The sequence below is a fragment of the Enhygromyxa salina genome (assembly GCF_000737335.2).
GTDB classification, from domain to species: Bacteria; Myxococcota_A; Polyangia; order Nannocystales; family Nannocystaceae; genus Plesiocystis; species Plesiocystis salina_C.
The window spans coordinates 14,461-38,592 of the sequence record NZ_JMCC02000052.1; the positions used below are offsets into that span (position 1 = coordinate 14,461).

Consider the following 24,132-nt stretch of genomic DNA (forward strand, 5'->3'; position numbering starts at 1 on the left):
CCCAGGGCGGATGTTATCACGCGGGCGTGGGGGTCATCGAACCGGCCTGAGCTCGCTGGTGCCAAACAGCTCTTGGTAGGCGGCCCAGGTGGTCGGGCAGAGCTGGGCGAGGCGACAGTCGCCGCACTGCGGCGCGTGCGGCCGGACCTGCCGGTGGTGGGTGGCGAAGCTGGCGTGACGGCGATGCAGATCGACCACCCGCACGTCGACGAAGTCGCGGGCTGTCTCGGCGGCTGGGCGATCTTCAGGGTCGAGCTGGCACAGCGGCACGGCCTCGGTCGAGCTGGCCAGGCCCAGCGCCCGGGCCCGGCGCAGCGCGGCGCGGATCGCTGGGCCCGCGTCATCGAGCTTGGCGAGCAGGTCCGTTCGCCACTCGCCGTCGACGCGGACGGGCCGCGTGAAGTTGAGCTGGACTCGCGCGAGGCCAAGCGCGGCGACCAGCTCGACCATCGCCGTGAGCTCGTGAAGGTTGGCCGCGAGCACGGCGACGGTCACCAAGTGGCCCAGCTGCGGTCGCGCGGCGAGCAGGCGCAGGCCCGCGAGGGTCTGCTCGAACGCGCCCTCGTCGGCCGAGATCGCGTCGTGAGTCGCCGCCGTGGCCCCGAACAGCGAGACCTCATAGAAGTCGACGCCCGCGCGAACGAGGCGCTCGAGGTAGTCCGGGTAGCACAGCAGCCGGCCGTTGGTCTGGATCTGGACGAGCCGGTAGCCGATCCGCCGGGCGGCGCTGGCGAGCTTGGCCAGCTCCGGACGCAAGGTTGGCTCACCGCGCATGATCACCAGCTCGTCGCAGCCGCGCCGCCGCGCCTCGACGATCTCGGCCAGGGCTTGCTGGGCGGTTCGGACCTCACCCGCTGGGACGTCGGCGACCGTGCAGTGCGCACACGCGCTGTTGCAGCGGGTCGTCAAGCGCAACATCAGGCGAGCCACGCTCGGATCCTGAAGTCCGCCCGCGCGCAGGTCAAACGCTGGTGATATGTTCGCGGGCCAATGCGCTTGGCACCGAATTCGAGGCGGGGGCGTCGCTCATGAGCTGGCGGGATCGGTTCCCGCTGGCTGTTGACCTGGCCAAGCTCGACGCGCGGGCGCAGCTCGACGCGCAGCTGGACGCGGTCGCGGATCGCAGCGCAGCTGCACCGATCGCGCCGGGGGCCCAGACCGAGACCGAGCGGCTGCACTGGCTCGGGGCGCTGCTGCACGGCGAGCTGCTCGCGTTTCTTGGCCTGCGCCCGCGCACGTCTCAGATCACGGTGATCTGCCTCGAGGCCGAGCCGGGCATGGTGATGGTCGATCCCGCCGGGCTGCCGCTCGCGTTGTTCACCGACGTGGCCACGCTCGCGGATCCCGAGCTGTTGGCGCTGTTGGCCGAGCGCTCGGTGGTGCTCGCGGGCCCCGCGGATCGGCTGTGGGGGTTGGCGCAGCTGCTCGAGGCGCAGGCGATCTCGCTGCGGACTCGGGCGGTGGTCGTCGAGAACGCCCCGGTCTTGCCGGCCGCGGCGCGGCTGCTCCACGAGCGCTTCGCGGCGCCGGTCGGCGAGGGCCTGCGGGCGCCCGACGGCGGCTGGCTGGCGATCGCCCGGACCCAGGGCGAGCTGCTCGAGCCGGTTCGTCCGCGCGAGCAACTCTACGCCACGGGTCAGAGCGGCGATCAGCTCGCGCAGGGGCAGTGGGGCCTGCTCGGGAGCATGCGCGACGGCGCCCAGCTGGTGCTCTCGGTCTGGGCGCGGCTGCGAGACAGCCGTGAGGGCGCGGTGGGGATCGAGCTTGGGGTGCCCGCGACGCCGCTGGGCTCGAGCGTGCGACCCGAGCTCGACACCACGGACCTCCACGACATGCTGGGCACGCTGCCCGTGTTCGCGTACCTGGTTCGGTTCGAGCCCAACGACGCGCACCACCTCGACATCTCGATCGTGCCTGGCGTCGATCTGGATCAGGCCAAGGCGCAGATCCTCGCCTCGATTGCGATCGGGATCGAGCAGCTCGAGGTCGTGTTCGTGGAGCCCGGCGCGGAGTTCATCGGCATGCGGGTCTACGACGCCCGCGGGATCGGCCGCGATCGCGCCGTCGTGGTCTGGGCGGGCGCACCCGGCAGCGAGGCCCGGCGCGCGGCCTGGCGCGAGGTGATCAGCGCCGCGGGGGGCGGCGGCCGACGGGTGCAGCTGCTCGACGCCGACTCTGGCGAGGCCCACGAAGGCGTCGCTGGCGAGGTCGCGGCCCAGCTCCGACGCGAGCGCGAGCAGACCCCCGACATCTTTGGCACCGGCGACGCGGAGTGGTCGGTCTACGTTGGCGACGCGACCGGCGAGTCGGACCGCAAGGGCCACGGCTACATCACGCTGCTCGAAGGCGATGACGCCCTCGAGCCGATGCTCATCGCGGGGGTCGATCGCGCCTACGTCGGCGCGCTGCAGCAGCTGTTCGAGCGCGGCACGGTCGATGATCGGCTGGGCGAGATCACCCTCGAGGGCATTGATCTCCAGCCCTATTCGCGGCCCATGCTCGGGCGTGGGCGCGCGGCCGCGGACGACCGCCGGCCGCTGTGGGTCGACGAGACCCGCTGCGTGGGTGCGGGCGACTGCGTGCGGATCTGTCCCACGAACGCGATCAGCTTGGCCGGTGAGCCGGCGCGACCTGTGATCGATCCGGCCGCGTGTATCCGTTGTCAGCTTTGCGCGGAGCGCTGCGAGTCGTCAGCCCTGCGACCGCTGGTGTCCGACGACGCCGCGATCCGCGGGCACGAGCTGGTCCGCGAGGCGCAGCTGCTGCGCGGGGTCCGAACCCGGGCGCGGCCGCGGGCGTTGACGGGCAAGCTGACCGAGCCGCCGCCCGCGTTGGACCGGCGCCAGGCTCCCGCCCAGGCCCCAGCAAAGATCCGTCGCAAGCCAAGCGTCGTGCTCGGGCTCGCAACGGTCACCTTGATGGAGCACGCCGCCGCGATCTTGGTCGACGGCGAGCTGGTCAGCGCGATCGAAGAAGAGCGGCTGGCGCGGGTCCGCCACTACACCTGGCAGCACCCCGAGCGGCCGGGGACCTCGCTGTCGTCCGACATCGCGCTGCGGCTCGAGGACGCTTGGCCGCCGCGGGCGATCGACGCGGTCCTGCGCACGGCCGGGCTGACCATGGACGACGTCGATCTGGTCGCGATCAACGGGATCCCAGCGCGGTTTCGCCAGAGCTTCGCGGGTGGTGGCGGCTGGCGTCCGCCGCCCGTGCTGCGCGCCAACTCGATGGTGTTCGTGCCGCATCACATGTCGCACGCCGCCTGCGTGTACGGGCTGTCGGACTACGACGACGCCTGGGTGCTGTCGATCGACGGCCGCGGCGACTACGAGACCGCGACGATCTGGCGGGCCCAAGGCCACGAGCTGCAGGTCGTCGACGCGGTCCCGTGGCAGCCGGACTGCTCGTTTGGCGGCGTCTACGAGACCGTCACGCGGGTGCTTGGGTTTGGCAGCCTCGGGCAGGGCTCGACGATGGCGCTCGCGGCCCTTGGCCAGCCGCGGATCGATCTGAGCGCGTGCATGAGCATGGGCGCCAACGGCAAGCCGCTGCTCTCGGAGTGGGCGGCCGAGAAGCTGTTCGACCGGTTCGCGCGCGGGCGCGACGAGCCGATCACCGATGATCACCGGGACCTCGCCGCGTCGATCCAGCTGGCGCTCCAGACCACGGTTGGCGACTACTTGGCCCACCACATCGGCCCCTCGCTCGCGGGCACCAAGCAGAACTTGGCGCTGTGTGGTGGCGTCGCGCTGAACTGCAAGATGAACGGGGTGCTGCGCGACCGGTTTGAGCCTGCAGACATGTACGTGCCGCCCGGGGCCAACGACGCGGGCACGGCGATCGGCGCGGCGATCATTGGTCACCGCGAGCTGACCGGCGAGCTCCCGCGGCTTGGGCTTGGCCACACCCACCTCGGGCCTTCGTGGTCCGACGAGGCGATCGCCGCCGCGCTCGGGCGCATGCGTGTGCCGTTCTCCCGCATGCAAGACGTTGGCGCCCAGGCGGCCGAGCTGATCGCGGCCGGCAAGATCGTCTGCTGGTTTCAAGGCCCGATGGAGTTTGGTCCGCGCGCGCTCGGCGGGCGCAGCATCAACGCGGATCCACGCCGCGAGGATCTCAAGGCCCGGCTCAACCTCATGAAGTCGCGCGAGCCGTGGCGGCCGTTTGGACCCTCGGTCCTCGCCGGCCGCCAGGGCGACTGGTTCGTCCAGGACTGGGACAGCCGCTTCATGCTGTTCGCGGTCGATGTCCGGCCCGAGAAGCGCGAGCAGATCCCCGTGGTCGTCCATCACGACGGCAGCAGCCGGCCGCAGGTCGTCCACGCCGAGCAGCACCCGCGCTACCACGCGATGATCGCCGCGTTCGAGCAGCGCACCGGCATCCCCATGGTCGTCAACACCAGCTTCAACCGCGGCGGCGAGGCGATCGCCTGCAACCCGGTCGAGGCCATGCGCAGCTTCGTCGGGCTTGGTGCCGACGCGATCGTGCTGGGCGACTGCTTGGTCCAACGCGAGCAGATGCGGCGGCGCTGACGTGGACGGCGAGCCCAGCAGCGCGCGTGTGTTCGAGCTGGATCGTCCCTACGATCTCGAGCGCACGCTGCAGCTCGGTGAGCTTGGCCGCGCCAACCCAACCGTGCGGCGGCCAAGCGAGACCGAGCTGATGCGGGCGCAGTGGACCCCCGAAGGTCCTGCTAGCTTTCACGTCCGGGTCTTGCCTGGGTCGGTCGAGGCCCAGGCGTGGGGGCCGGGACACGCGTGGGTGCTCGACGAGCTCGGTGGCCACCTTGGCCTCGACGATCGCCCGCCGCCGTTGGCCGACAAGCTCGGTCGGGTGCAGCGGCGGCTGCCGGGCGTGCGCCTGGGTCGGACCCTCGATGTGTTCGAGCTGCTGGTCAGCCAGGTGATTGGCCAGCGCGTGGCCTGGCGCGACGCGGTCTCCACCCAGCTCGCGATGCTCCGGGCCTACGCCCAGCCGGCGCCCGGACCTGTGGGGCTGCGCTTGCCGCTCTCGGCCGAGCAGTGGTGCAGCCTGACGACCGCGGATCTGGCGGGGTTTGGGCTCGATCGCAAGCGGGCCAAGACGGCGCTGGGGTTGGCGGCCCGGGCCCAGCGGATCCGGGGGTGGAGCCGGCTCCCGCACCCGGAGTTCGCCGTCCGGATCGAAGCCTTCCCTGGGATTGGCCCGTGGACCCGGTCGATGGTTCAGGGCCTTGGTCTTGGCGAACAAGACGCGGTCCCGCTTGGCGACTACGACCTGCCTTCCATGGTCGCGTGGTTTCTGGCCAGTGAGCGGCAGGCCGACGACGCCCGCATGGTCGAGCTGCTCGAGCCCTACGAGGGCCAACGGTTTCGCGCGATCCACTTGATGTGGGCGGCCGGGGTTCGCCGTCCTCGCCGCGGGCCCAGGATCCGCGGCGTTCGTCCCTGAGTGCCACTCTGATAAAGTTGGGCGCATGCCCACGGTTGACGAAGAGCTCGAGCGGATTCGGCGATTGCTCGTGGACGCCCACGAACGCGGGGTCGCGTCGGGTCTGGGTTCGGGCGTGCTCACCGACGATGACGAGGTCGAGGGCCACAACAACCCGGGCGCTGGTGGAGCGGGCGAGATCGAAAAGGACGACGACGGAATGCTGTTCGTCGAGAGCTTCCGCAACGTGACCAGTGTCCCGCGTGGGTTCACGCGTGGTCGCAAGCGACCGCGCCCGCTCTCGCTCGTCAACACGGTCTTGATTCATCAGACCGCGGTGGCCGGCGGCTTCGGGCTCAGCGAGCGACTGCTTGGCCGCCACACAGGTCAGGTGTTTTCCGCTCGGCAGGAACGCTACCGCGACACGCCCTACCACGGCATGTACTCGCCGATGGATCGCGGGAGCGTCGTGCAGTGGCCCGCGTGGGTCCATACCTTTCATGGCAACGGGGGCAACGACTACAGCGTGGGGTGGGCGTACGACGGAAAGCTGCCGGGCGATGTGCTGGATCTGCACGGCGCTCGCTCGGCGCTGCGGCACTTTGTGACCGCGATGCGAGAGGTCGGCGTGGAGCTGCGCTACGTCGAGGCGCATCGGCAGCACTCGAACCAGCGGGGTGGAGATCCGGGCGCGGACATCTGGTCGTCGGTGGTTCGGCCGTTGCTCGATGAGCTGCGGCTGGAAGAACGACCCACGCGTACGACCGGCACCGGGCTGCCGCTGCCCAACGACTGGCGGGGTCACTCCTCTTGACCCCCACAGGCCTTCTATGACCCCCACAGGCGGTTTCGCACTTCGCAGGCCTTCTATGACCCCCACAGCCGCCTTCGCACCTCGCAGGCCTTCTATGACCCCCACAGCCGGTTTCGCACCTCGCGGTCACTCGCTTCGCTCGCTCCCAACGGGCCGTTTGTTCGCAGGGGCATGATTGGCCCCCTCGAAGGGGGCTCTCGTCTGGGCACCTGGAGTTGGGTGGGTGCCTCTCCATTTACGTGTTCCATTGTGACCCCCACAGCCGCCTTCGCACCACGCGGTCACTCGCTTCGCTCGCTCCCAAGGGGCCGTTTGTTCGCAGGGGTATGTGTGGCCCCCTCGAAGGGCTCGAAGGGGCTCTCGTCTGGGCACCAGCAGCGAGTGGGGACCTCTCCATTTACGTGTCGTGGTTTGTGAATTGGCGGGTTTCCGTTCGCCGAACCCCTTCCAGGGGGCCTCGGGTTCAGTCGCGGGCACTGACTCGCCAGTGTTGAACGGCGTGGACGAAGACGCGAGCCGCTGGTCGCCGGACTCCCAGTAGGATCAGGACCATGACCAACGCGAGGCACGGGAAACACAAGCTGGCAAAGCAAACAGGAACGACGGCCCATTTTGCACAGGTCACTGTCAGGGTTGAACCATCCACGCTGGACAAGTTCACGGCCTCGCCCCCCGCCGACTCGATTAGGGGTTGGGAGGCTTCGGCGCTCGCTGGCGCGAAAGCAGCCATCCATGAGTTGCGAGAGCGTGGGCACATCAAAGACCCGCGGTTCGTCGACATCACCAACTTCGTCGGCACTCCAACCGACACGAGCCATGCTGACGCGAGTTGGGCAACGTTCATGGCAGTCTTTGCGGCGTTTCCTGAGGTCCGTCCGCCTGTCTTGGAGTTCTCGGCTAGCGAGGATTCCTGGGTACTTTCATGGCGATCGTGATCTCCGTCTTTTCTGTGGTAGGCCACCGCGCACGGCCAGCGCCGCCGACCCCAACGCACCCCGCAGCGCAGCCAGCCCATCGCAGTGCCCGCAGCCAGGATAATCGCTCAATGGGTCGTCACCACGCGCGTACCCACCGCCCGGCTCTTGTCGGCGATGAACATCCAGTCCAACGTGTCCGACAGGTTCATCGGCCGACCATCCCACTTGGGCGTTGTCGTGCTGGCATCGATGTGCAGATCCGCCTCTTGCAAGAACCGCTCGAGCGCCTCTAACTCTTGGTTCCCCCCGACGCGCGGCGGCGCGGCCAGTATTGTGTGACCGCGCTGATCGATGAACATGATCTTGTCAGCTCGAACGTCCACCAAGAGCCCGCCCTCGTGAATCATGCGATGGTGGCCGGGGCAGACGAGCACTAGATTTGCCAAGCGGGTGGGCCCACCTTCAGCCCACGCCTGAATGTGGTGACCATGAAGGTGCCGCTTTCGACCGCAGCCCGGCACCCGGCACCCGCCGTCACGCAGCCACAGCGCGCGCGTGATCGCGGAGGGGATCGAACGCGTGCTGCGTCCGACGTCGAGTAGCTGCCCGTCCGCACCGGTCACGACGTCGACCCGGGCGCTGTCGCACGCCAGCATGCGCGCCACGTGCAGCGGGACTGGTGTGCCATCACGCAAGAACCCACCGACCCCACCGGGGCCGTGCTCGAGTTGGTCCTTTGAGGTGATGACGACCAGCTCATAGCCGGAACTGAGCGTGCGGGGGCGGTGCTGTAGATACGCCCGCGTGATGTTGACGATCGCGTCGGCCTGCTGTTGCTGCAGCTGCTCGCCGTACGTGGCGGACAGAGGATCTGCAGGCATGCTCGCCGTCGCAGAGGCTTCCGCGGAAGCCTCTGCTTGCGGCGGATCAGCGGAGGCTTCCGCGGAAGCCTGTGCTTGGGGCGCCTGATCGGTCGGCGCCGGCGCCACGCAGGCTTCCGCGGAAGCCTCCTCCTCGCCGGTAGACATGGCGGATTGCATGGCTTCCCAGACCACAGCAGCCTCTTCCGGGGTCAACTGCATCTCGATGCGCACCATGCCCCCACGGGTCTCGGCTCGTCGGACGAAGCGGCGCTGGTCTCGCGGCAGCTCGCCAGGGATCTCTGGTTCTACGCGGCAGCGCTTGTAGGCCCGCGTCAGAAGTTCGATCTGCGACGCGGTCGCGTGGACCGCAGCGTCAATGAACTCTTGCTCGTTCTCGGGCGTGGCGACGCGGGTTATCGCCCGGACCTTTGAATAGCTGAGCTCACCCCGGCTAAACAACGCATCAACCGCCTTCAATGTGCCGAGCGCACGCGCAACCCGGACCTTTTCGCGTGCCGCCTTTAGCCCAATGCTAGTCCGCCAACTGAGCCAGTGCGCACATGAGAGGAACCCCGTGCCGCCCCAGGCTTCGTGGGCATCGAAGACCCGAAGCCGCGTGATGAGGGCATGCTCCGCGACGTCGATCCGTGCGGCAAATGTAGCGATCTCATCGCCTATCGCCCGAAGCTGTTCTTGGCTCAACGGATCATGTAATGTCGCGACATCGGACATTTATACATTGTACATAGTCCGGCATTCAGATCAAGTGCCAATGAGTGAACACGAGCCTCACAGAGAATTCCGAGCGCGTCGCGAGCGAGCTGGGAACTCGCTCCGTGACCGCGTCCCAGCTGTCGGTTCCTCGTGGGATGGCATCTGTGGCCTCCTTTCAAATGACACATGCGAGTCAGAGCCCGATCTCCAACCAACATTTTCGCGTGTCAATCTCGAGGGAGCGCAGCGCCTCCGCTTCGCCTCGAGCGGGCGTTCAGCGAGCTGGCGGACTCACCCGAGCTGAGCCGCAGCACGCTAGACAGGTGCGGGCGCAGCTCGGGTGAGCGGGCTTCAAGACACAGCGCGAGCCGGCTCGACGGGCACATCCAGCAGCAGCGGCCGCTCGGCGATCATGCGGTGGGCATCGACGATGCCCGGGCCGAACCATGTGTTCCAGTCCGCCGGCTTGCGGGCGGTCCGACGCAGGTGGGCGATGAACATCTCCTGGGCCGTGCCGGGGCCGCGGTACTCACCGTTGAAGTGGTGCGAGAGCCACAGCGCCGCCACGCCGGCGATCAGCGCGGTCGCGTAGGACGTCCCGCTGCCGAGCCCGTAGCGATGGCGGTTGGTGCCCGGCGGCACGGCGATGGTCATCGGCACCTCGTGGCTGGGCGCGGCGATCGTCACCGAGCCATACGGCACACGACCGCACGACTCCCAGGGCTTGTCTTCGCGCGTGGAGCCGGCGACGCCGACGACGTTGGCCCACGACGCGGGCTCGACGGTGAAGCGCAAGCCGGGCGGGATGAAGTCGGGGTAGTTGCCCGATGCCGCCACGACGATGCAGTTCTGGCGGACCGCGTACTCGATCGCGCCGGCCAGAGCAGGCGCGCCGAGGTGCCCACCGAGCACGCCGCCGAGGCTCAGCGAGATCACCCGACAGCGCTGCTGGACCGCGTAGACGATCGCGCGCGCGACCTCGACCTGGCCGGGGAACAAGATCACCGAGGTGATCGCGCGCAGCGGCAGGTTGACGGCGTCGGGCGCCACGCCCGTGACCAGGCCCGGCGCCGCCGTGCGACCGTTGGAGACGCTACCGCGGCAGACCATGACCCCGGCGGTGTGCGTGCCGTGACCGGGCTGCAGGGTGCCGCCTTGCGTGAAGCGGTCGCGGGCGTCGTTCGGCTCCTCGTTGGGGATGAAGTTGCGCTGGCGCGAGATGTCGAGGCCGCCGTGATCCCACTCGGCGTGGTCGCTCCACCCCGTGTCCGGGTGGCCGATCGAGACGCCCCGACCCCGATTGCCGCCGGCAGCCTCCCATGCCTGTGGAACCTTCATCTGCATCAGGGCCCAGGCCGAGCCGATGCCGCTGGCCTCGACATCATCGATCTCCTCGACGGTGTCGGGGCACAGGTTCTCGATCGCGATGTCGGCTGCGACGTTCACGAAGTCACCCTGCGTGCGGGCCTCGGCGGCGATGTCGAGCATGTCCTGGCCGAGGTCCTCCATGGCCAGACCCGGCAGCGTCGCGACGTGACCCGAGAGGTACAGGCTAAACGGCGGCTGCGCCCCCGCGGCGACCGGATCGAAGGTCGTCGCGGGGAACAGCGGCTCGACCTCGAACTGCGGATGGATGGCGGCGAACACCGCCTCGACCTCGTCGAGGCTCTGGCCAGGGTTGGCCTCGATGATGAAACGAAGGCCGCGCTCGCGCTTGGCGGCGAGCACGGTGTCGGTGGTGGTTGGATCGCCGTGGACGCGGCGGAAGTCTTGGTCGAGGGAATCGCGGTCGTACATGTGTCAGCTCCTTGGGTTGAGCGCCGATGCGGCTCGGCTACCAAACAGGGAGTGCGACACGAGTCCGAACTGACGATGTCGATGGAGATGTTTTTTGTTCAGGCCCTCCGGGGGCCTTGGGTTCAGTCGCGGGTGCTGACGCGCCAGCGTTGATCAGCGTGGACGAAGACGCCGCGCCACTGATCGCCGGACTCCCAGTCGATCCACGGATCATCCCACTCGATCACCACGTCGGCGGCGTCGAGCCGAACACCTTCGACCTGCTCCGGTGGCCAGGCGCGTGGTTGCTCGTGGTCGGGGTCGAGCTCCCAGCCAAGCTCCGCCCAGCTGCGTCCTTCATCCTCCGAGCGCCAGACCGCAGCCGTCCGCGTCTGCCCAGATCCCGCGTGGATCGAGCCAGGTCGCGCGGCGCAAACCACCACCTGTGTGTGCTCGCGGGCGCTGACGAGCCCGAGCGGGCCAACACACACCTGCGGCGCCTCGAGGGCGGCCGGCCAGTCCAGCGGCCCGAGCTGCGCGCGGACCAGGCACCCGATCGGCTCACGCACGAACGCCTCCGGCAGCTCGGGCAGCGACGAGGCCGACGCGTCACCAAGCTCGTGAACCAGCGGGAGGGTTCCAAGCAGCTCGCGCACGCCGCCAAGATCTCCGTGGAACCGCCAGCGCCCCGCCGGGTCGGCCCAGTGTGTCATCCGTCGCAGCTTGGCATCTTCGCTGGGTGGGTGAGCCGCCTGCCAGCGAGCCAGGAGCTCGAGCATGTGTGGCGTCGCGCTTGGACTGTGCTCGAGGCTGACCCAGCGCGCGCGCTGTGGTTCAGCAAACACATACGCGTGACCGCGGCGCGCATGGTCGGTGCCCTCGTCGAGCGACCACAGCAGCTGCAGCTCGGCTTGCTCGAGCGCGGAGGAGGGCACTAGCCGCACCCCCGGTTGTGAGCAGGCCCGATCAAGCGACTACCCATCCCTCACCCATCCCTCACCAGTCCCTCACCAATCCCTCACCAGTCCCTCACCAGTCAATAATCGCCGAACCCCAGGTGAACCCAGAGCCGAACGCCGCGAGCGCGATCTTCATGCCGGGCTTCAAGGTTCCATCGCGGACCGACTCGGCCAGCAAGATCGGGATCGTCGCGGCGGTCGTGTTGCCGTAGCGCTCGATGTTGTGCACGATCTTGTGCTCCGGCACCTTCAGCAGCTTGTTGGCGACGTACTCGTTGATGCGCTTGTTGGCCTGATGCAGGACGAACAGATCGACGTCTTCGATCTTGGTGTTGGTCTCACCGAGCGCTTGCATCAACGCGCCCGCGAGCTTGGTGACGGCGTGCTTGAACACGGTCTTGCCGTCCATCTGCGCGAACAAGGTCTGCGGTGGGATCCGACCGAAGCCCTCGTCGTCGAGCTCGACGAAGGGGAAGTCGCGGATGTTCCAGATCTTTTGGGCGAGCACATCGGCGCAAGAGCCGTCGGCGCCCAGCCAGATCCCGCGGATGCCCTTGTCTTCTTCGGTCCCCTCGAACACGGCGGCGCCGGCTCCGTCGCCAAACAGCGAGGCGACCGTGCGACCCCGGGTCGACAGGTCGAGCGCGTGCGAGTGGGTCTCGGCGCCAACGACGAGCACCCGCTTGCACTGGCCCGACTCGACCATCGCGGTCGCTACCTGGGTGCCGTACAAGAAGCCCGAGCACTGGTTGCGAATGTCGAGGCAGGGGACGTACTTGATGTTCTGGCCCGCGCACAGCCCCAGCTTGTCCTGCAGGTACACCCCCGACCCGGGGAAGCAGTGCTCTGGCGAGAGCGTGGCGAACACGATCATGTCGAGGTCGTGCGGCGCGATCCCGGCGGCCTCTAGCGCCATCTTGCTGGCTTCGAGTCCGAGGTCGGCCGAGCCCACGCCGTCGGCGGCGAAGCGGCGCTCGCGGATGCCGGTGCGCTGCTCGATCCACTCGTCGGTGGTCTCGATCGCGTACTCGCGGACGAGATCGTCGTTGGTCACCACCCGCGGCGGCACATAGAACCCAGTTCCCGAGATGTATGCGTTGGTCACGAGGCGTCCGTGGTCGCGGAAATGTAACACCGAAGCGCGCGCGCGCCGATGCGCACCGAGCTTCGCACGCTCTGCTCGCATGACGGCGTTTCGAACCACTGTTCAAAGCCTGCCGCCAAACCCTGACCAAACCGTGGTCAGCCCTGATTCAGATGGTCAGCCCCTGACTCAGTCAGCAGGGCCCGACTGGCACAGCGGACCCTGGTAGCCGGGCGCGACGTTGTTGCGGAAGCTGTTGCTCCCCGCCGTCTGCCAGTGGGGCTCCTGCTCGACCGGGACCGTCGCGTCTTCGCGGATGTTTGTCACGTGGTAGGCGTGCTGATTCCAGATCCGCCGGGTCGGGGCGAACTGGTCGTCGGCGTTTTGCACGTAGATGACGCTTGCGCGATCTTCGAGCTCCCCGTACCCGCCGATCGGCTCGCTGCCAACGATGATCAGCTCGGCGGCGCCGTCGTTGTCGGCGTCCGCGATCACGGGGTTGGCCGACGAGGGCCGAGCCCTGCGCTGAATCTGCGCGACCGCGTCACCTTGCGCGCCGTACAGACGGACCCAGTCGAGGTCCGCCAACACGGTCTCGGCGCTGCCGTCAGCCAGGAAGTCGAAGCCGATCGCGGCGCTGGTTGAGTCGTGGTTGACCTTGACCGACCACAGCGGCGCGCACTGGCCATTCACGATCGTGGTCGCGCGAAACCAGGTGCCGTGGTGGGCGAGCAGCTCGGCCTGGCCGTCCGAGTCGACATCGAGGATCGAGACGGGCCTGCCCTTGCCCGCGCCCCCGGCCGCGCCGCAGTGCGCCTTGGGCTGGCCGTCGTGCTCGAAGATGTGGTGTTGCGCGGCCTGGATGTAGATCTCGGGGAACGCGTCGTCGTCGAAGTTGGCGATCGCGGCGACGCCCAGGTTCTTGTTGCCGGGCAGCGGAAGCTCGAACAGCTCGGTGCCGTCGGCGGCGAACACACTGCGGCCAAACAGGACCTCGAGCTCGCCGTCGAGGTCGAGGTCGGCTGCGATCGGGACCGAGTCTGCTGGCGGTGGGTTGGCGGGTGCCCACAGCAATTGGCCGTCGGCCGAGAGCACGTGCTCGGGGGCGAGGATCTCGGGGCTTCCGTCGGCGTCGAGATCGGCGACCGCCAAGCCGCCGCCGCCGTCGGACCAGACCCAGGTGTCGCTGATCCAGCGCACGCTGCCGTCGGCCTCGAACGCGATCACCCGCCGCTCGCCGACTTGACCAAGGGACTCTTCGCTGCGCTCGAACGCGAGGATCTCTGCGGTGCCGTCACCGTCGAGATCGGCGAGGGCTGGGGTCGCGGTGGCGTCGACAGGGGTGGCGAAGGTCCACTTTGTCTGACCGGTCTTGGTGTCGAGCACGTAGATGTGGCCAGCGGGAACGAAGGTGTCTTTCTTGTTCGCGTTCGCCGACAGGTCGACGGCGAGGACGACGAGGTCGGGCCGATCACACAGATCGACGATGCCGTCTTCGTTGTCGTCGTCGAGGTTGCCGACGAGCGGGGTGACGATCACGCTGTCTTCACCCGCCGGCCCGGTCCACGTCCACGCGACGACCGGATTGATGGTGACGCTGGTTGGGCCCACGTCGCACGGAAGTGGGGCGTCGAGGATGTTGTCAGCGACCACGCACGCTTGCTCGAGCGGTTCGTGATCGCCAGGGGCAGGCAGGTCGAGCATCGCCGAGCCAGCGTCGTCGGACTCGTTGCTGCCGCCGTCGTGATCCGTGTTGGCGCCGTCGGTGCCAGTGCCCTGACCCTCGCCTAGCCCTTCGTCCTGATCATCGCCGAACCCATCAGCACCCTCGTCGAGGCCGGGCAAGATCGCGATGCCCTCGACCGTGCAGCCCGCGACGCCGACAGCGACTGCGCATGCGAGATGCGCCATCAACAGCGAGGCGGTGTAGCGAGCAACCATTGGTGACACTGGATGATATCGCAAATCGAGCGTCACTGCGAGCGTCTTTGGATCAAACGACGCGCGCTCATGGCTCAAGGGCCCTCGGCAGGCAGTGCCGGAGGGATGCAAAGATCGCCCTCGTAGGCGTGGCTATTGGCACGAAAACTATTCGCCGCGTGCCAATGGGGCGGCTCGAAGCTGGGGACTTGTCCGATTTCGTTGATGTTGCTGTGGTGATAGGTGTGTTGATTCCAGACCCGCCGGGTAGCGGCGAATCGATCGTCAGCGTTTTCGAGCACGATCAGGCTGGGGCTAATGGACTCGGCACCCAGCGGCGCGCTCGACACAATCAGGATCTCGGCGGCGCCGTCGCCGTCGACGTCTGCGACCACCGGGTTGGCGATGCTCTCGCGTGCGCTGTGGTTGATCTGAAACAACAGCTCGCCGGTTGACGAGTACAGCTTGACGCGCGAGCGGTCGGCATAGATGGCCTCGGCGTGGCCATCGTCGAGGAAGTCGAACAAGGTCCCGCTCGACAGCCCTTCGGGTGCGTCGGTCTTCTTCGACCACGCGAGCACGCAAGCGTTGGCTTCGATCGACAGCACGTAAAATTTGTCCTGAAACCCAAACACCAGCTCGGCACGGCCGTCGCCGTCGAGGTCGCGGATCGCGACGGGGTAGCCGCCCGCGCCAGAGATGTCGACGTTGCCGGTTGGACACACCGCCTTGACGGTGCCGTCGTGCTCGAGCACGGCGTGCTCGCCGTCGTGCTGCACGTAGAGCTCGGGGAACTCGTCGTCGTCGAAGTTGGCGACGGCCACGCTGCCGCGATCTTGCGGGACGGTGGGCGTGTCGAACCGCCAGCTGCCGTCGTGGTCGTACGCGGTGCCGCCAAACAACACCTCGAGATCACCGTCGAGATCGAGATCGACGGCGACCGGCATCGAGTACGCTGTCGCGGGGTTGCTGGGCGCCCACAGCAGCTGCCCGGTTGCGTTGGTCACATACTCGGGGGCGAGGATCTCGGGGCTTCCGTCGTTGTCGAGGTCCGCGATCGAGATGGCTCCGCCGCCGCGCGAGAGCTGCCAGTGTTCGCCGGCAAACGCGAGCTCGCCGTCGGCTCGAAACCCCATCAGGCGCCGCTGCGTCAGCTGGTAGGGGCTGTTGGGTCCTTGGGCCTGCAGCGCGACGATCTCGGGGATGCCGTCTCCGTCGAGGTCGGCCAGCGCGGGGTTGATCGACGCGTCGATCGCCGTTGGGATCACGCGAGTGGTCGCGCCGCTGGCTCCGTTGATCAGGTGCAGGTGTCCGACCGGCCAGGGGTCGGTCTTGCCCGGAGGCAGGTGCACGGCGGCGACGACGATGTCGGGGTCGTCGCACAGATCGACGAAGCCATCACCGTTGTCGTCGTCGAGGTTCGCGACGAGCGGGGTCACCAACACGCTGTCTTCGCCGTCGTGGCCGGTCCACGTCCACGCGGTCACTGGCGCGATGACATCGCTGGGCGGCTCGAGCCCACACGGGAGCGCGCCGTCGAGCTGCGCGGGGTCGATCGTGCAGGCGGGGGAGGGGACGAGCGCGGGGTCGTCGGGCAGATCGAGGTCTGCAGTGTCGCCTTCACCCGGGTCGTCGCCATCGCCGTCACCGTTAGTTTCGCCGCCGGAGTCGGTCAGCGTCCCAGGCTCGGTTGACGTGTCCCCGCCGGTCTCACCGGTGCCGGTCTCGGCCGCCAAAATTGCGTGGCCTGGGACGCTACACCCAACGCCAGCCGCCAGCAGCGGCATGATCAAGAGCGAGCAGAAGGTGGAGTTGGCGCTCATGCCGTGAGTTCTAGATGACCAACCGATGCAAGCTAATATACAGTTTTTCACAAGGTGCACCACTGGGTGCCAGGTCTGGAACCGTGTTCCACTTGGATCATGAGCGCGTTGGAGACTACGAACTGATCCCTGGGTGACAGCGGACTGCCAACCATGTGTTCGCCATTACCGGCGCGACACGATGCTCAGATCCAGATCTCCAAGCCCAACGACCCGGTCGCAAACGGTAGCCCGTAGCCCGCGACGACCTCGTCGACGAACACCACGGTGGGCTGTGGCAACACCGCGCCGACGTAGCCGTCGAGTCGCGCCCACAGCCGTGGCGTGAGCGCAAACCCAAGGCCGAGGTGCACGTGCGAGGCGAAGCCTGCGAGCACGCTGGTGTTGCTGCGAAACGGCGGGTTGGCGGCGCCATCGATCCCGGTGATCGCCGCGCCGAGTCCAAGCCCGAGCTCTGGATGAAACCACGGGGCGCCCCCGGGCAGCCGCAGCTGCGGCTCGATGAAGGCCATGCCCACGAACACCCGCGCGCGGCCCTGCTCGTTGGCCACGCTGTTGCCAAGGCTTGGCAGCCACAACGCCACGCGCAGCGCGAACCGATCGCCCGGCGTCCAGCGGCCGGCGAGCTCGATGTGGGTCGTGACGCCCAAGCCCCCAGGGCCGCCGCCGATCATGGGCGCGAGGCTGAGGGCGCCGCGGGTCAGCGGGGGCGCTTGCTCGGGGCGATCCGCGTCTGGCGGGCGCTCGGACTCGGTTGCTTGCGGGTCGCTCGAGTCGGGGGCAGGTGCTTCGCCGCTGTGCACGGTTTCGCGTGCGAACTCGAGTCGAGACGCGCGCAGCAGCTCGACCGCCGCGATCGCCAGGGTGCGAGGCTCGGCTTGCTCGGGGTCGAGGGCGAGATCGAAGCGGCGCGTGAGCGTCTTGCCCGTGGCTCCGTCAGCGACCCAGACCTCGATGCGCTGCTCGTCGATCGTAATTTCGATCGCCGCGCTGGCGCCCGCCTGATCGAGGCGATCGAGCAGCTCGGTCTCCAGCGCGGGCGCGTCAGCGGGGACGTCGAGGAGCGCGCTGTCGAGGGCCATGACGCCAAGCTCGGCGCGCAGCCGGGCGGTGACGTGCTTGTCGTCGGGCACCACGCGGATCAGCACCAGCTCGGCCGCAGCCGGGGCCGCGTCGTCAGCTGCTGGCGGCGTTGCTGGCGGTGGCGCTGCCGCTGCCAAGCTGGCGCGCATGACCAGCGCGCACAGCCCCGCGACCGCGGCCTGCCGCGCCCGCACATACCATCGCGACCGGACGCGAAGAGGGCGTGCTGTAGGTGTCACGACTCGTTACCGAGCCAGGATCTTAGCAGCCTTGTCGGCGTGCGAGCCCTTGGGAAACCGAGCGAGGTAGCGCTTGGCCGCTGCGCTCGCGTCAGCTTTGCGCCCAAGCGCGTCGTAGCTGTCGATCAAGCGAGCGAGCGCGTCGCCAGCGAGCGAGCCGTTGGGTGCTTCGTCGAGGTACAGCTCGAACCAGCTCGCTGCTTGGGCTTGCGAGCCGCCGGTGGCGGCGAGCCGACCCAGCGCGAACGCAGCCTTGCCGGCTTCGTCGCTGGCGGGGAACCGCTGGCGCAGCTGCTCGAGCAGCTTGCGAGCGTCGTCGCCGTGCTTGGTGTACTGGGCGACGTCAGCGAGGTCGAGCAAGGTGTTGGCGTTGGCCTGCTTGGCCTCGCCGTGGATGCCACCCGGCAGCCGCGCCAGCGCCTGCCAAGCCGCGGCGTACTCGCTGTTGTCGAAGTGCTGGTCCCAGCTCAGCTGCTTGGTTTGCGCAGGCTTGGGCGCGCTCGGCTTGCTGGGCTCGAGGTCCACGCCGGACGCCGTGGGGTCGAGGCTGGCGACGGGCTCGCCGTCGAGCTCTGCGCCCGGGCCAGGGGGGTCGTCGCTCGGATCACCCGTGACGCCGGCCAGCTGGGTCTCGGGCTCGATGGTTGCCTTGCCCCGCTCGCGGATCAGCGTGTCGCCGCCGCGCAAGTTGGTGATGTCACCGTCGGGACCCTCGACGCGAACCGAGCCCTCGATGACGGCGACCCGGAAGCTCTGGACCGCGGGTTCCCACGCGACGCTGAACTGGGTGCCGGTCACGTGGACCTGCCATGGACCGGCGACGACCTGCCAGCTGGTGTCGCGCTCGTGGTGGACCGACAGCGCGACCTCGCCAGCGTCGAGCACCACGCTCGCGCCGTTGCTGCGGATGTCGGCGATGTGCATGCGCCCGCCCGGCGCCAGCTCGACCGCCGTGGAGTCCGAGAACGCGAGCAAGCGGCGGGTCTGACCGGCCGTGATCTCGTCGCCGAGCTCTGCGGTGGCGACCTCGTGGCCGTCGAGCTCGAACGCGAGGGTGGCCGCCGATAGTTGATCGGGACCGTGGTTGAACGAGCCACCAGGCCACGCAACGATCAACGCGAACGTGCACGCGGCCGCAGCCAAGGTGCCAACCCCCAAGCGCCAGCCCAGGCCGCGAGAGCCGGTTGTGGGCGCCACTTCGACGCGACCGTTGGCGTCGACGGCCTGCAGCAGGCGGGCGCGGGCGCGGGCGTGCTCGTTGGGATCGTCGAGTCGCAGCGCTTGGTCCTGAGCTTCACGAACAGCGGTCAGCAACCGCGAGGTCGAGTGTTGATTCGTGTTGCCCATTTTAACTGTCGTCTCCCAACCAGTCGCGCAAGATCGGATCTTTTTTGGCGAGCCGATCAAAGGTCTTTCGTGCCCGGGCCAGCCGGCGCTTGATCGTTGACACCGAGCAATCGCAAGCCTCCGCGATCTCGGCGAGCTCCATGGCTTCGAGCTCGCGCAGGGCGAAGGGGATGCGCAGGTCAGCGTCCATGAGGTCGAGCGCCGCGTGGGTGCGCCGCAGGACTTCTGCCGTGTGTGGGCTTGGCTCTTTGGAGCTCAGCTCGGGCATCTGCGCCGGGTCGGCGGAGCGGAGCCACCACCGACGCTTGCGCTTGCGCAAGTACCCGCGAGCGGTGAACACCGCGATGCGGCTGATCCAAGCCTTGAGCTGCGCGTCGTCGCCCTGGTAATTGGGCCCGCTTCGATAGGCGCCCAGGAACACGTCCTGGACCATGTCTTCCATCTCGGCGTCGCGTCCGATCGTGCGGATCAGGACGCGCTCGACGTGGCGACCGTAGAGATCGAACAACTGAGCAACGGCGGATCCGTCTCCGGCTCGCAGCGCCTCCGCGAGCTTGCTGTCACTCAGTGTCGAGTCCATGTCGACGGAGGCCGGGTGGTCTTCCGGCTCCGCTGCAGTTTCGACCGGAAAGGGGCGTGAGCTCATGTCGACGCCGGGTCGGCTAGTGTCCCACACCGCCCGCGACCTGTCATGAGTGTCCTTTAGACCAAGTACGCCCGCAAGCTGCCGCGCCCACCCGCTTGCGAGTCGATCTGCGATCAGCCGATCATCGCAGCGCATTGCCCCTTGCGGGACGATTGGCTGCGAAGTCAGGGCTTCGTCGAGGGTGTGGCACTGCATGAAGGTGAGGGCCTGGCGCGTGGGGGGGTCCAGAGGTCCACCATGAGTGTCCAGCACGCCCCCCTGGAGTCCAGAAAAAAGCCTTGTCTAAGCTTACATAAATTACCTGGTCCAAAGGACAGTGGGGCGAACACTCGACTCACAGTGGACATGCAAGGCTCAATTCCCGTTCTCACCCCGCGTCGCCCTCGTTCTGCTGGTGTCCCGGTTGCGCGGTCGTTGGGTGGCAGTGAGGCCATCTGCTTGGAGCCGCGCCCGAAGGCGCTGGTCGTGGACGACTGCCGCTTCATCGCCGAGCGGGTCGCCCGGGCGCTCGAGGCCAAGGGGTTTGACTGCACGATCGCGGCGGACGGCTACCAGGGGCTCGAGCTGCTGCGGCGCCACGACTTCGACCTGTTCGTGCTCGATGTCGACATGCCGATGATCAACGGCTTTGGTCTACTTCGCCAGCTGCGCCGCGACCCGGTCCATGCCTGCGTGCCTGTGCTCATGCTCAGTGCGGAGCACTCCAGCGCCGACCACGACCGAGCGATTGCGCTTGGGGCTGATGCGTATATGACGAAACCACTGCAGTTGCGCCCGCTCAACGCGGTGATCGACGCCATGGCCTCGGGGCGTACAATTGGATAGGGCAGTGAGGCTGGCGAGGAGTGAGCATGAAGACCGTCAACCACCCACATCATGCGGCGATGTCGCGCGAGTTGGACGAGGCGCGGCGACTCGTGGCGGGGACGCGGCGACGCGCCCATCGCCGTCGTTACCTGTACGAGATCGAGTTCTTCGACACCCACGTGGGCTCGCTGGACACCCGCCCGCTCGATGTCGAGCCCGACGACCTAGAGGCGTCAGAGCTGACCCGTCCATTGGATCCCCGCCTACGCGAGATCATCAGCGCCGCCGCCCAAGGCTGGGTGATCGGACAGGTCTAGTTTTGGTGAAGAATTCCCAGGCTCTCGAACCCGCAGGTCTTGGCCAGATCCATCGCCATCACTAGATCTTCGTGCTTGCTGTTCTTGTCCGCGCGGATATGGAGCGTGCGCTTGCCCGTGTTCGACTCCGCGCACAGATAGCTCTCGAGCGCGCCGGGATCGACGAGGATCTGATCGACCTCGAACGCCCCGAGCGCGCTAATTGAGACGATCACGGCCTCCGTCTTCTGCGTCTTTTGCTGGTTCTTGGCGCGGGCGAGATCGACGTCGAGCGAGGAGCTCTCTTGAAAGGTCGCGGTCAACAAGAAGAAGATCAGCAGCTGAAACACGATGTCGATCAACGGGGTGAGATCGACGAGGGTGGCCTGCTGCCGGCGGCGGTGGCGGAGGTGCCCGGAGTCGCGGTTGGTCAGGCTCACTTGGGCGCTCCGTCGCTGCCCCCATCGCCGGCCCGCTCGCTGGCCCGCTTGCGCGCCTGCTCGAGCAAGCTCTCGTCGAGCAGCCCGACGATGCCCAGCGCGTCCTCTTCCATCTCGACGATCAGGCGATCGTTGCGGGTCTGCAGGAACTTGTAGAGGATCAGCATCGGGATCGCGACCATCAGGCCGTACGCGGTGGTGATCAACGCGGTCCAGATGCCCTCGGCGAACACGTCGGGGGTTGCCTGGCCTTGGGCGTAGGCGTCGACGAAGCGCTGGAACACCTGGATCATGCCGACCACGGTGCCGAGCAGACCAAGCAGCGGGGAGACCGAGGCCACGGTCCCGATGATCTCGACGTTCTTGTCGAGGTGCGCGACTTCGCGACCGCCGACCTCTTCGACGGCCTCTTTGATCTCCGCGCGAGATTTGCCGTCGGCGAACGCCTGCAAGCTCGCGACCATCATGCGCGCGATGCTGGACTGGTTCTCTTCACACAGCAGCTGCGCCTCGCTGGTCCGACCCTTGGCGACCATCGCCCGGATCCGATCCACGAACCCGCGCGGGACCACGCGGCCGCGCTGCAGCGAGTACAGCCGCTCGAAGAACACGAACAGACCGATCACGGCGCCCGCGAGAATGGCCCACATGAGCGGGCCGCCTTGTTCGAAGAAGTACGCGAGATCCATGGCTGAGGGTCTGGGCGGGCAAGCATGCGACCCCGCCCGTTCGAGGGCAAATTTGGGCCGCGCATATTGCGCTTGATCTCGCGATGGACGTGACGCCCGGCTTGCGCTTCGATAGCCCCATGACTTTATGGAGGACGACTGGTTCGACTGTGCTCGCTGCGCTCGCGCTGGGCTGCTCACCTGCGACCTTTGGGATCGGCGACGGTGGGGCGTCGGCCGCCGACGACACCGAGTCCGAAGACGGATCGGACGACGCGCAGGGCAGCGAGGCCGAGGGGGGAGATGGCGACGGCGATCCGGGCGACGGAGACGGTGACACGGGCGATGGGGACGGCGAGTCGGGAGACGGCGACGCCGGGGCCATGTGTGGTAACGGCGTCACGGAGGCGCCCGAAGAGTGCGACGGCGAGGATCTCGGCGGGAGGACCTGCGAGAGCGTCGGCTTTCCTGGTGGTGAGCTGAGCTGCGCCGGGGACTGCACGCTGGACACCTCGGGCTGCCTCGAGCCCAGCTGTGGCAACGGGATCATGGAAGCCGGCGAGGCCTGCGATGGCAGCGATCTTGGCGGGCAGGCCTGCGCCGACTTCGGCGAGGGCCCCGGTCAGATCGCGTGCTCCGGGGACTGCACGGTCAACCTCGACGACTGTGGGATCGATGGCGACGGTGAGCCCTGCGGCGACTGGGGATCGTGCCCCGACGACGGGCTGTACTGCTTCATGGACACGTGCTGGGACGGGAGCGTTGGCGACCCCTGCTTCGGTGACTCCAACTGCGTCACCGACAACTGCACAGGTGGCTGGGGCGACAACGTCTGCGAGTAAAAGTTAGAACCGGACCCGCGAGGCACGCGGTCGCGTGCGCTCGCGGGTCCGGCGACTCACTCGTGCGCCGCGCTACAGGCAGACTTCGTTGGGCACGTCGCAGTTGGCGATGCAATCTTGATTGTTGGCGCACGGCGAGCCGGGCTCGCCGGTCTGACAGGTGTCGCCGACGTCCGAGCAATACGGTGACTCCTGGCCGCAGTCGCCGTTGAACTCGCAGGGGTCGTCCACGCTGCCGTCGTAGCAGGCCTCGAGCACGCAGCTCGGGGCGTTGACGGAGCAGTCACCGTTGTCGACGCAGGGGTCACCTTCCTCGCCGGCCGCGCAGCTGTTGTTGACGCAAAACGGAGCGTCCGCGCACTCCTCGTTGAAGTCACAAGGATCGCCAGCGCTGCCGTCGTGGCAGGTGTCCATCGCGCAAAACGGCGCGGCTTCCGAGCACTGGGCGTTGAACTCGCAGGGGTCGTCCTCGCTGCCGTCGTAGCAGGCCCCGAGCACGCACGACTGCGCCATCGGGCCGCAGTCCGAATTGAACTCGCAGGGATCGGTCTCGCTGCCGTTCCAGCAGGACATGGCGAAGCAGATCGGGGCCTCCATCGGGCACTCGTCGTCTTGCGTGCAGTCCGTGCCCTCGCCCGGTGACAGGCACATGAGCGTGCTGACTGCGTCGCAGGTCTCGCTGCAGAGCAAGTTGCCGCCAACGAACTCGTCGCGGTCCGCACAGGTCGCGCCCGCGAAGTCATCGAGGTCGCACAGCTCCTCGCCCTGGGCCACGCCGTCGCCGCAGACCGTGACCATTTGGCAGGCCGAGTCGTCGAGCGAGCAGTCGGCGGTGCAGCTCAAGTCACCGCCGAACCAGCCCAGACCCTCGCAGGTCTGGTCGCCCAGGTCGGCGCCGTCACAGTCTTCGCCCGCGTCGATGATCCCGTCGCCACACACGGGGCCCGGGTCGTCATCGCTGTCGCCGTCACCGTCGCCGTCGCCATCGCCATCGCCATCGCCATCGCCATCGCCGGCTGGGTCGCCGTCACCGTCGCCGGTCTCGGTGTCCGTCTCGGTGCCGGCCTCGTCTGCGGGTGTAGAAGTCTTGCAAGCGAGGAGGCCAAGGGCCAAGAGCATCGGTAGGGTGCGTCGTAGGGCCGAGCTTCGAAGTGCAGGTAAAGTGGTCATGACCGGAGCGTAGTGCACAACCGCGCACGAATCGATCTCGTAGGTCGACCATGGCAACTCCACCAGTGCTGAACTCTACCGCTTCAAGCGGACCTACAAATGTTGGCCGTGGAAGTCGTCGACGCCACGCAACGTCGCCACCCCGCTGAAGTTGGCGCGCAGGACGCTCGCCGAGCGGGGGGATCGAGGAGGCGACGGGCGACGAGGCGACGGGCGAGCCAGGGTGCGCGTGATCCCTCGTGGTGCCCCGTGATGCCTCTCGAGCTGTCTCGAACCCGCTCGAGCCCTTTTGATCATGGCGAGAGTCGACTATGC

At 67.9% G+C, this 24,132-nt stretch carries 20 protein-coding genes; 7 read left to right on the forward strand and 13 right to left on the reverse strand.

Annotated features, from left to right (window positions below):
• Positions 1 to 33: 33 nt before the first annotated feature.
• Positions 34 to 930 (reverse strand): radical SAM protein, encoded by an 897-nt coding sequence (locus DB30_RS20340; RefSeq protein WP_052551495.1) that lies wholly within the window; start codon positions 928 to 930, stop codon positions 34 to 36.
• Positions 931 to 1,028: 98 nt separating this feature from the next.
• Between DB30_RS20340 and DB30_RS20345 the strand changes: the two genes are divergently transcribed.
• The 4 genes from DB30_RS20345 to DB30_RS20360 all read left to right on the forward strand — a co-directional run bounded on the left by DB30_RS20345 (position 1,029) and on the right by DB30_RS20360 (position 7,158).
• On the forward strand, positions 1,029 to 4,532 hold the full coding sequence (locus tag DB30_RS20345; protein ID WP_052551497.1) for a carbamoyltransferase C-terminal domain-containing protein: 3,504 nt from the start codon (positions 1,029 to 1,031) through the stop codon (positions 4,530 to 4,532).
• A 1-nt stretch (position 4,533) separates the two neighbouring features.
• The gene (locus DB30_RS20350) at positions 4,534 to 5,430 is read left to right on the forward strand and encodes a DNA-3-methyladenine glycosylase family protein (RefSeq protein ID WP_052551500.1); all 897 of its coding nucleotides are present in this window, start codon (positions 4,534 to 4,536) and stop codon (positions 5,428 to 5,430) included.
• 25 nt (positions 5,431 to 5,455) lie between these two features.
• Positions 5,456 to 6,223 (forward strand): hypothetical protein, encoded by a 768-nt coding sequence (locus DB30_RS20355; protein WP_052551502.1) that lies wholly within the window; start codon positions 5,456 to 5,458, stop codon positions 6,221 to 6,223.
• A gap of 551 nt (positions 6,224 to 6,774) precedes the next feature.
• Positions 6,775 to 7,158, forward strand: coding sequence for a hypothetical protein (locus DB30_RS20360; RefSeq protein WP_052551504.1), 384 nt, complete (start codon positions 6,775 to 6,777; stop codon positions 7,156 to 7,158).
• Between the two features lie 107 nt (positions 7,159 to 7,265).
• Here the strand turns inward: DB30_RS20360 and DB30_RS20365 are convergent, their stop codons facing one another.
• The 9 genes from DB30_RS20365 to DB30_RS20405 all read right to left on the reverse strand — a co-directional run bounded on the left by DB30_RS20365 (position 7,266) and on the right by DB30_RS20405 (position 19,594).
• The gene (locus DB30_RS20365) at positions 7,266 to 8,735 is read right to left on the reverse strand and encodes an HNH endonuclease signature motif containing protein (RefSeq protein WP_146659812.1); all 1,470 of its coding nucleotides are present in this window, start codon (positions 8,733 to 8,735) and stop codon (positions 7,266 to 7,268) included.
• Positions 8,736 to 9,068: 333 nt separating this feature from the next.
• Positions 9,069 to 10,514 (reverse strand): S8 family peptidase, encoded by a 1,446-nt coding sequence (locus tag DB30_RS20370; RefSeq protein WP_052551508.1) that lies wholly within the window; start codon positions 10,512 to 10,514, stop codon positions 9,069 to 9,071.
• A 122-nt stretch (positions 10,515 to 10,636) separates the two neighbouring features.
• The gene (locus DB30_RS20375; protein ID WP_052551511.1) at positions 10,637 to 11,428 is read right to left on the reverse strand and encodes a hypothetical protein; all 792 of its coding nucleotides are present in this window, start codon (positions 11,426 to 11,428) and stop codon (positions 10,637 to 10,639) included.
• A 94-nt stretch (positions 11,429 to 11,522) separates the two neighbouring features.
• A complete protein-coding gene (locus DB30_RS20380) occupies positions 11,523 to 12,557 on the reverse strand; it encodes a 3-oxoacyl-ACP synthase III family protein (protein ID WP_052551513.1) in 1,035 nt (344 codons plus the stop codon).
• Between the two features lie 168 nt (positions 12,558 to 12,725).
• Positions 12,726 to 14,477: an FG-GAP repeat domain-containing protein gene (locus DB30_RS20385; protein WP_052551515.1), complete on the reverse strand. Its 1,752-nt coding sequence runs from the start codon at positions 14,475 to 14,477 to the stop codon at positions 12,726 to 12,728.
• A 74-nt stretch (positions 14,478 to 14,551) separates the two neighbouring features.
• A complete protein-coding gene (locus DB30_RS20390) occupies positions 14,552 to 16,279 on the reverse strand; it encodes an FG-GAP repeat domain-containing protein (RefSeq protein ID WP_052551517.1) in 1,728 nt (575 codons plus the stop codon).
• 185 nt (positions 16,280 to 16,464) lie between these two features.
• Entirely contained in the window at positions 16,465 to 17,556 is a 1,092-nt protein-coding gene (locus DB30_RS20395) for a hypothetical protein (protein ID WP_052551519.1), read from the reverse strand.
• 51 nt (positions 17,557 to 17,607) lie between these two features.
• The gene (locus tag DB30_RS20400) at positions 17,608 to 18,948 is read right to left on the reverse strand and encodes a FecR domain-containing protein (protein ID WP_052551521.1); all 1,341 of its coding nucleotides are present in this window, start codon (positions 18,946 to 18,948) and stop codon (positions 17,608 to 17,610) included.
• 1 nt (position 18,949) lies between these two features.
• Positions 18,950 to 19,594 (reverse strand): RNA polymerase sigma factor, encoded by a 645-nt coding sequence (locus DB30_RS20405; protein WP_052551523.1) that lies wholly within the window; start codon positions 19,592 to 19,594, stop codon positions 18,950 to 18,952.
• A gap of 438 nt (positions 19,595 to 20,032) precedes the next feature.
• Here DB30_RS20405 and DB30_RS20410 point away from each other — a divergent pair, with 438 nt between their 5' ends.
• Together DB30_RS20410 and DB30_RS20415 are read left to right on the forward strand one after the other, a co-directional pair.
• Positions 20,033 to 20,419 (forward strand): response regulator transcription factor, encoded by a 387-nt coding sequence (locus DB30_RS20410; protein ID WP_165703856.1) that lies wholly within the window; start codon positions 20,033 to 20,035, stop codon positions 20,417 to 20,419.
• A 26-nt stretch (positions 20,420 to 20,445) separates the two neighbouring features.
• Positions 20,446 to 20,718: a hypothetical protein gene (locus DB30_RS20415; RefSeq protein WP_052551527.1), complete on the forward strand. Its 273-nt coding sequence runs from the start codon at positions 20,446 to 20,448 to the stop codon at positions 20,716 to 20,718.
• Here DB30_RS20415 and DB30_RS20420 read toward each other — a convergent pair.
• Both DB30_RS20420 and DB30_RS20425 read right to left on the reverse strand, forming a co-directional pair.
• A complete protein-coding gene (locus tag DB30_RS20420; RefSeq protein ID WP_052551529.1) occupies positions 20,715 to 21,137 on the reverse strand; it encodes an ExbD/TolR family protein in 423 nt (140 codons plus the stop codon). The two genes, DB30_RS20415 and DB30_RS20420, sit on opposite strands and share 4 nt — an antisense overlap.
• Positions 21,134 to 21,826 (reverse strand): MotA/TolQ/ExbB proton channel family protein, encoded by a 693-nt coding sequence (locus DB30_RS20425; protein WP_052551531.1) that lies wholly within the window; start codon positions 21,824 to 21,826, stop codon positions 21,134 to 21,136. Before DB30_RS20425 ends, DB30_RS20420 begins: the two co-directional genes overlap by 4 nt.
• 119 nt (positions 21,827 to 21,945) lie before the next feature.
• On the opposite strand from DB30_RS20425, the gene DB30_RS20430 reads away from it, so the two are divergent.
• Positions 21,946 to 22,647, forward strand: coding sequence for a hypothetical protein (locus DB30_RS20430; RefSeq protein WP_165703857.1), 702 nt, complete (start codon positions 21,946 to 21,948; stop codon positions 22,645 to 22,647).
• Positions 22,648 to 22,719: 72 nt separating this feature from the next.
• On the opposite strand, the gene DB30_RS20435 is transcribed toward DB30_RS20430, so the two are convergent.
• Positions 22,720 to 23,766: a hypothetical protein gene (locus tag DB30_RS20435; RefSeq protein ID WP_052551535.1), complete on the reverse strand. Its 1,047-nt coding sequence runs from the start codon at positions 23,764 to 23,766 to the stop codon at positions 22,720 to 22,722.
• Positions 23,767 to 24,132 lie beyond the last annotated feature (366 nt).

Coding starts and splice junctions, on each gene's coding strand:
- DB30_RS20345 (WP_052551497.1), top strand. CDS start 1,029: ATGAGCTGGCGGGATCGGTTCCCGCTGGCTGTTGACCTGGCCAAGCTC.
- DB30_RS20355 (WP_052551502.1), top strand. CDS start 5,456: ATGCCCACGGTTGACGAAGAGCTCGAGCGGATTCGGCGATTGCTCGTG.
- DB30_RS20360 (WP_052551504.1), top strand. CDS start 6,775: ATGACCAACGCGAGGCACGGGAAACACAAGCTGGCAAAGCAAACAGGA.
- DB30_RS20365 (WP_146659812.1), bottom strand. CDS start 8,735: ATGTCCGATGTCGCGACATTACATGATCCGTTGAGCCAAGAACAGCTT.
- DB30_RS20370 (WP_052551508.1), bottom strand. CDS start 10,514: ATGTACGACCGCGATTCCCTCGACCAAGACTTCCGCCGCGTCCACGGC.
- DB30_RS20385 (WP_052551515.1), bottom strand. CDS start 14,477: ATGGTTGCTCGCTACACCGCCTCGCTGTTGATGGCGCATCTCGCATGC.
- DB30_RS20390 (WP_052551517.1), bottom strand. CDS start 16,279: ATGAGCGCCAACTCCACCTTCTGCTCGCTCTTGATCATGCCGCTGCTG.
- DB30_RS20400 (WP_052551521.1), bottom strand. CDS start 18,948: ATGGGCAACACGAATCAACACTCGACCTCGCGGTTGCTGACCGCTGTT.
- DB30_RS20405 (WP_052551523.1), bottom strand. CDS start 19,594: ATGAGCTCACGCCCCTTTCCGGTCGAAACTGCAGCGGAGCCGGAAGAC.
- DB30_RS20415 (WP_052551527.1), top strand. CDS start 20,446: ATGAAGACCGTCAACCACCCACATCATGCGGCGATGTCGCGCGAGTTG.
- DB30_RS20425 (WP_052551531.1), bottom strand. CDS start 21,826: ATGGATCTCGCGTACTTCTTCGAACAAGGCGGCCCGCTCATGTGGGCC.
- DB30_RS20430 (WP_165703857.1), top strand. CDS start 21,946: ATGACTTTATGGAGGACGACTGGTTCGACTGTGCTCGCTGCGCTCGCG.
- DB30_RS20435 (WP_052551535.1), bottom strand. CDS start 23,766: ATGCTCTTGGCCCTTGGCCTCCTCGCTTGCAAGACTTCTACACCCGCA.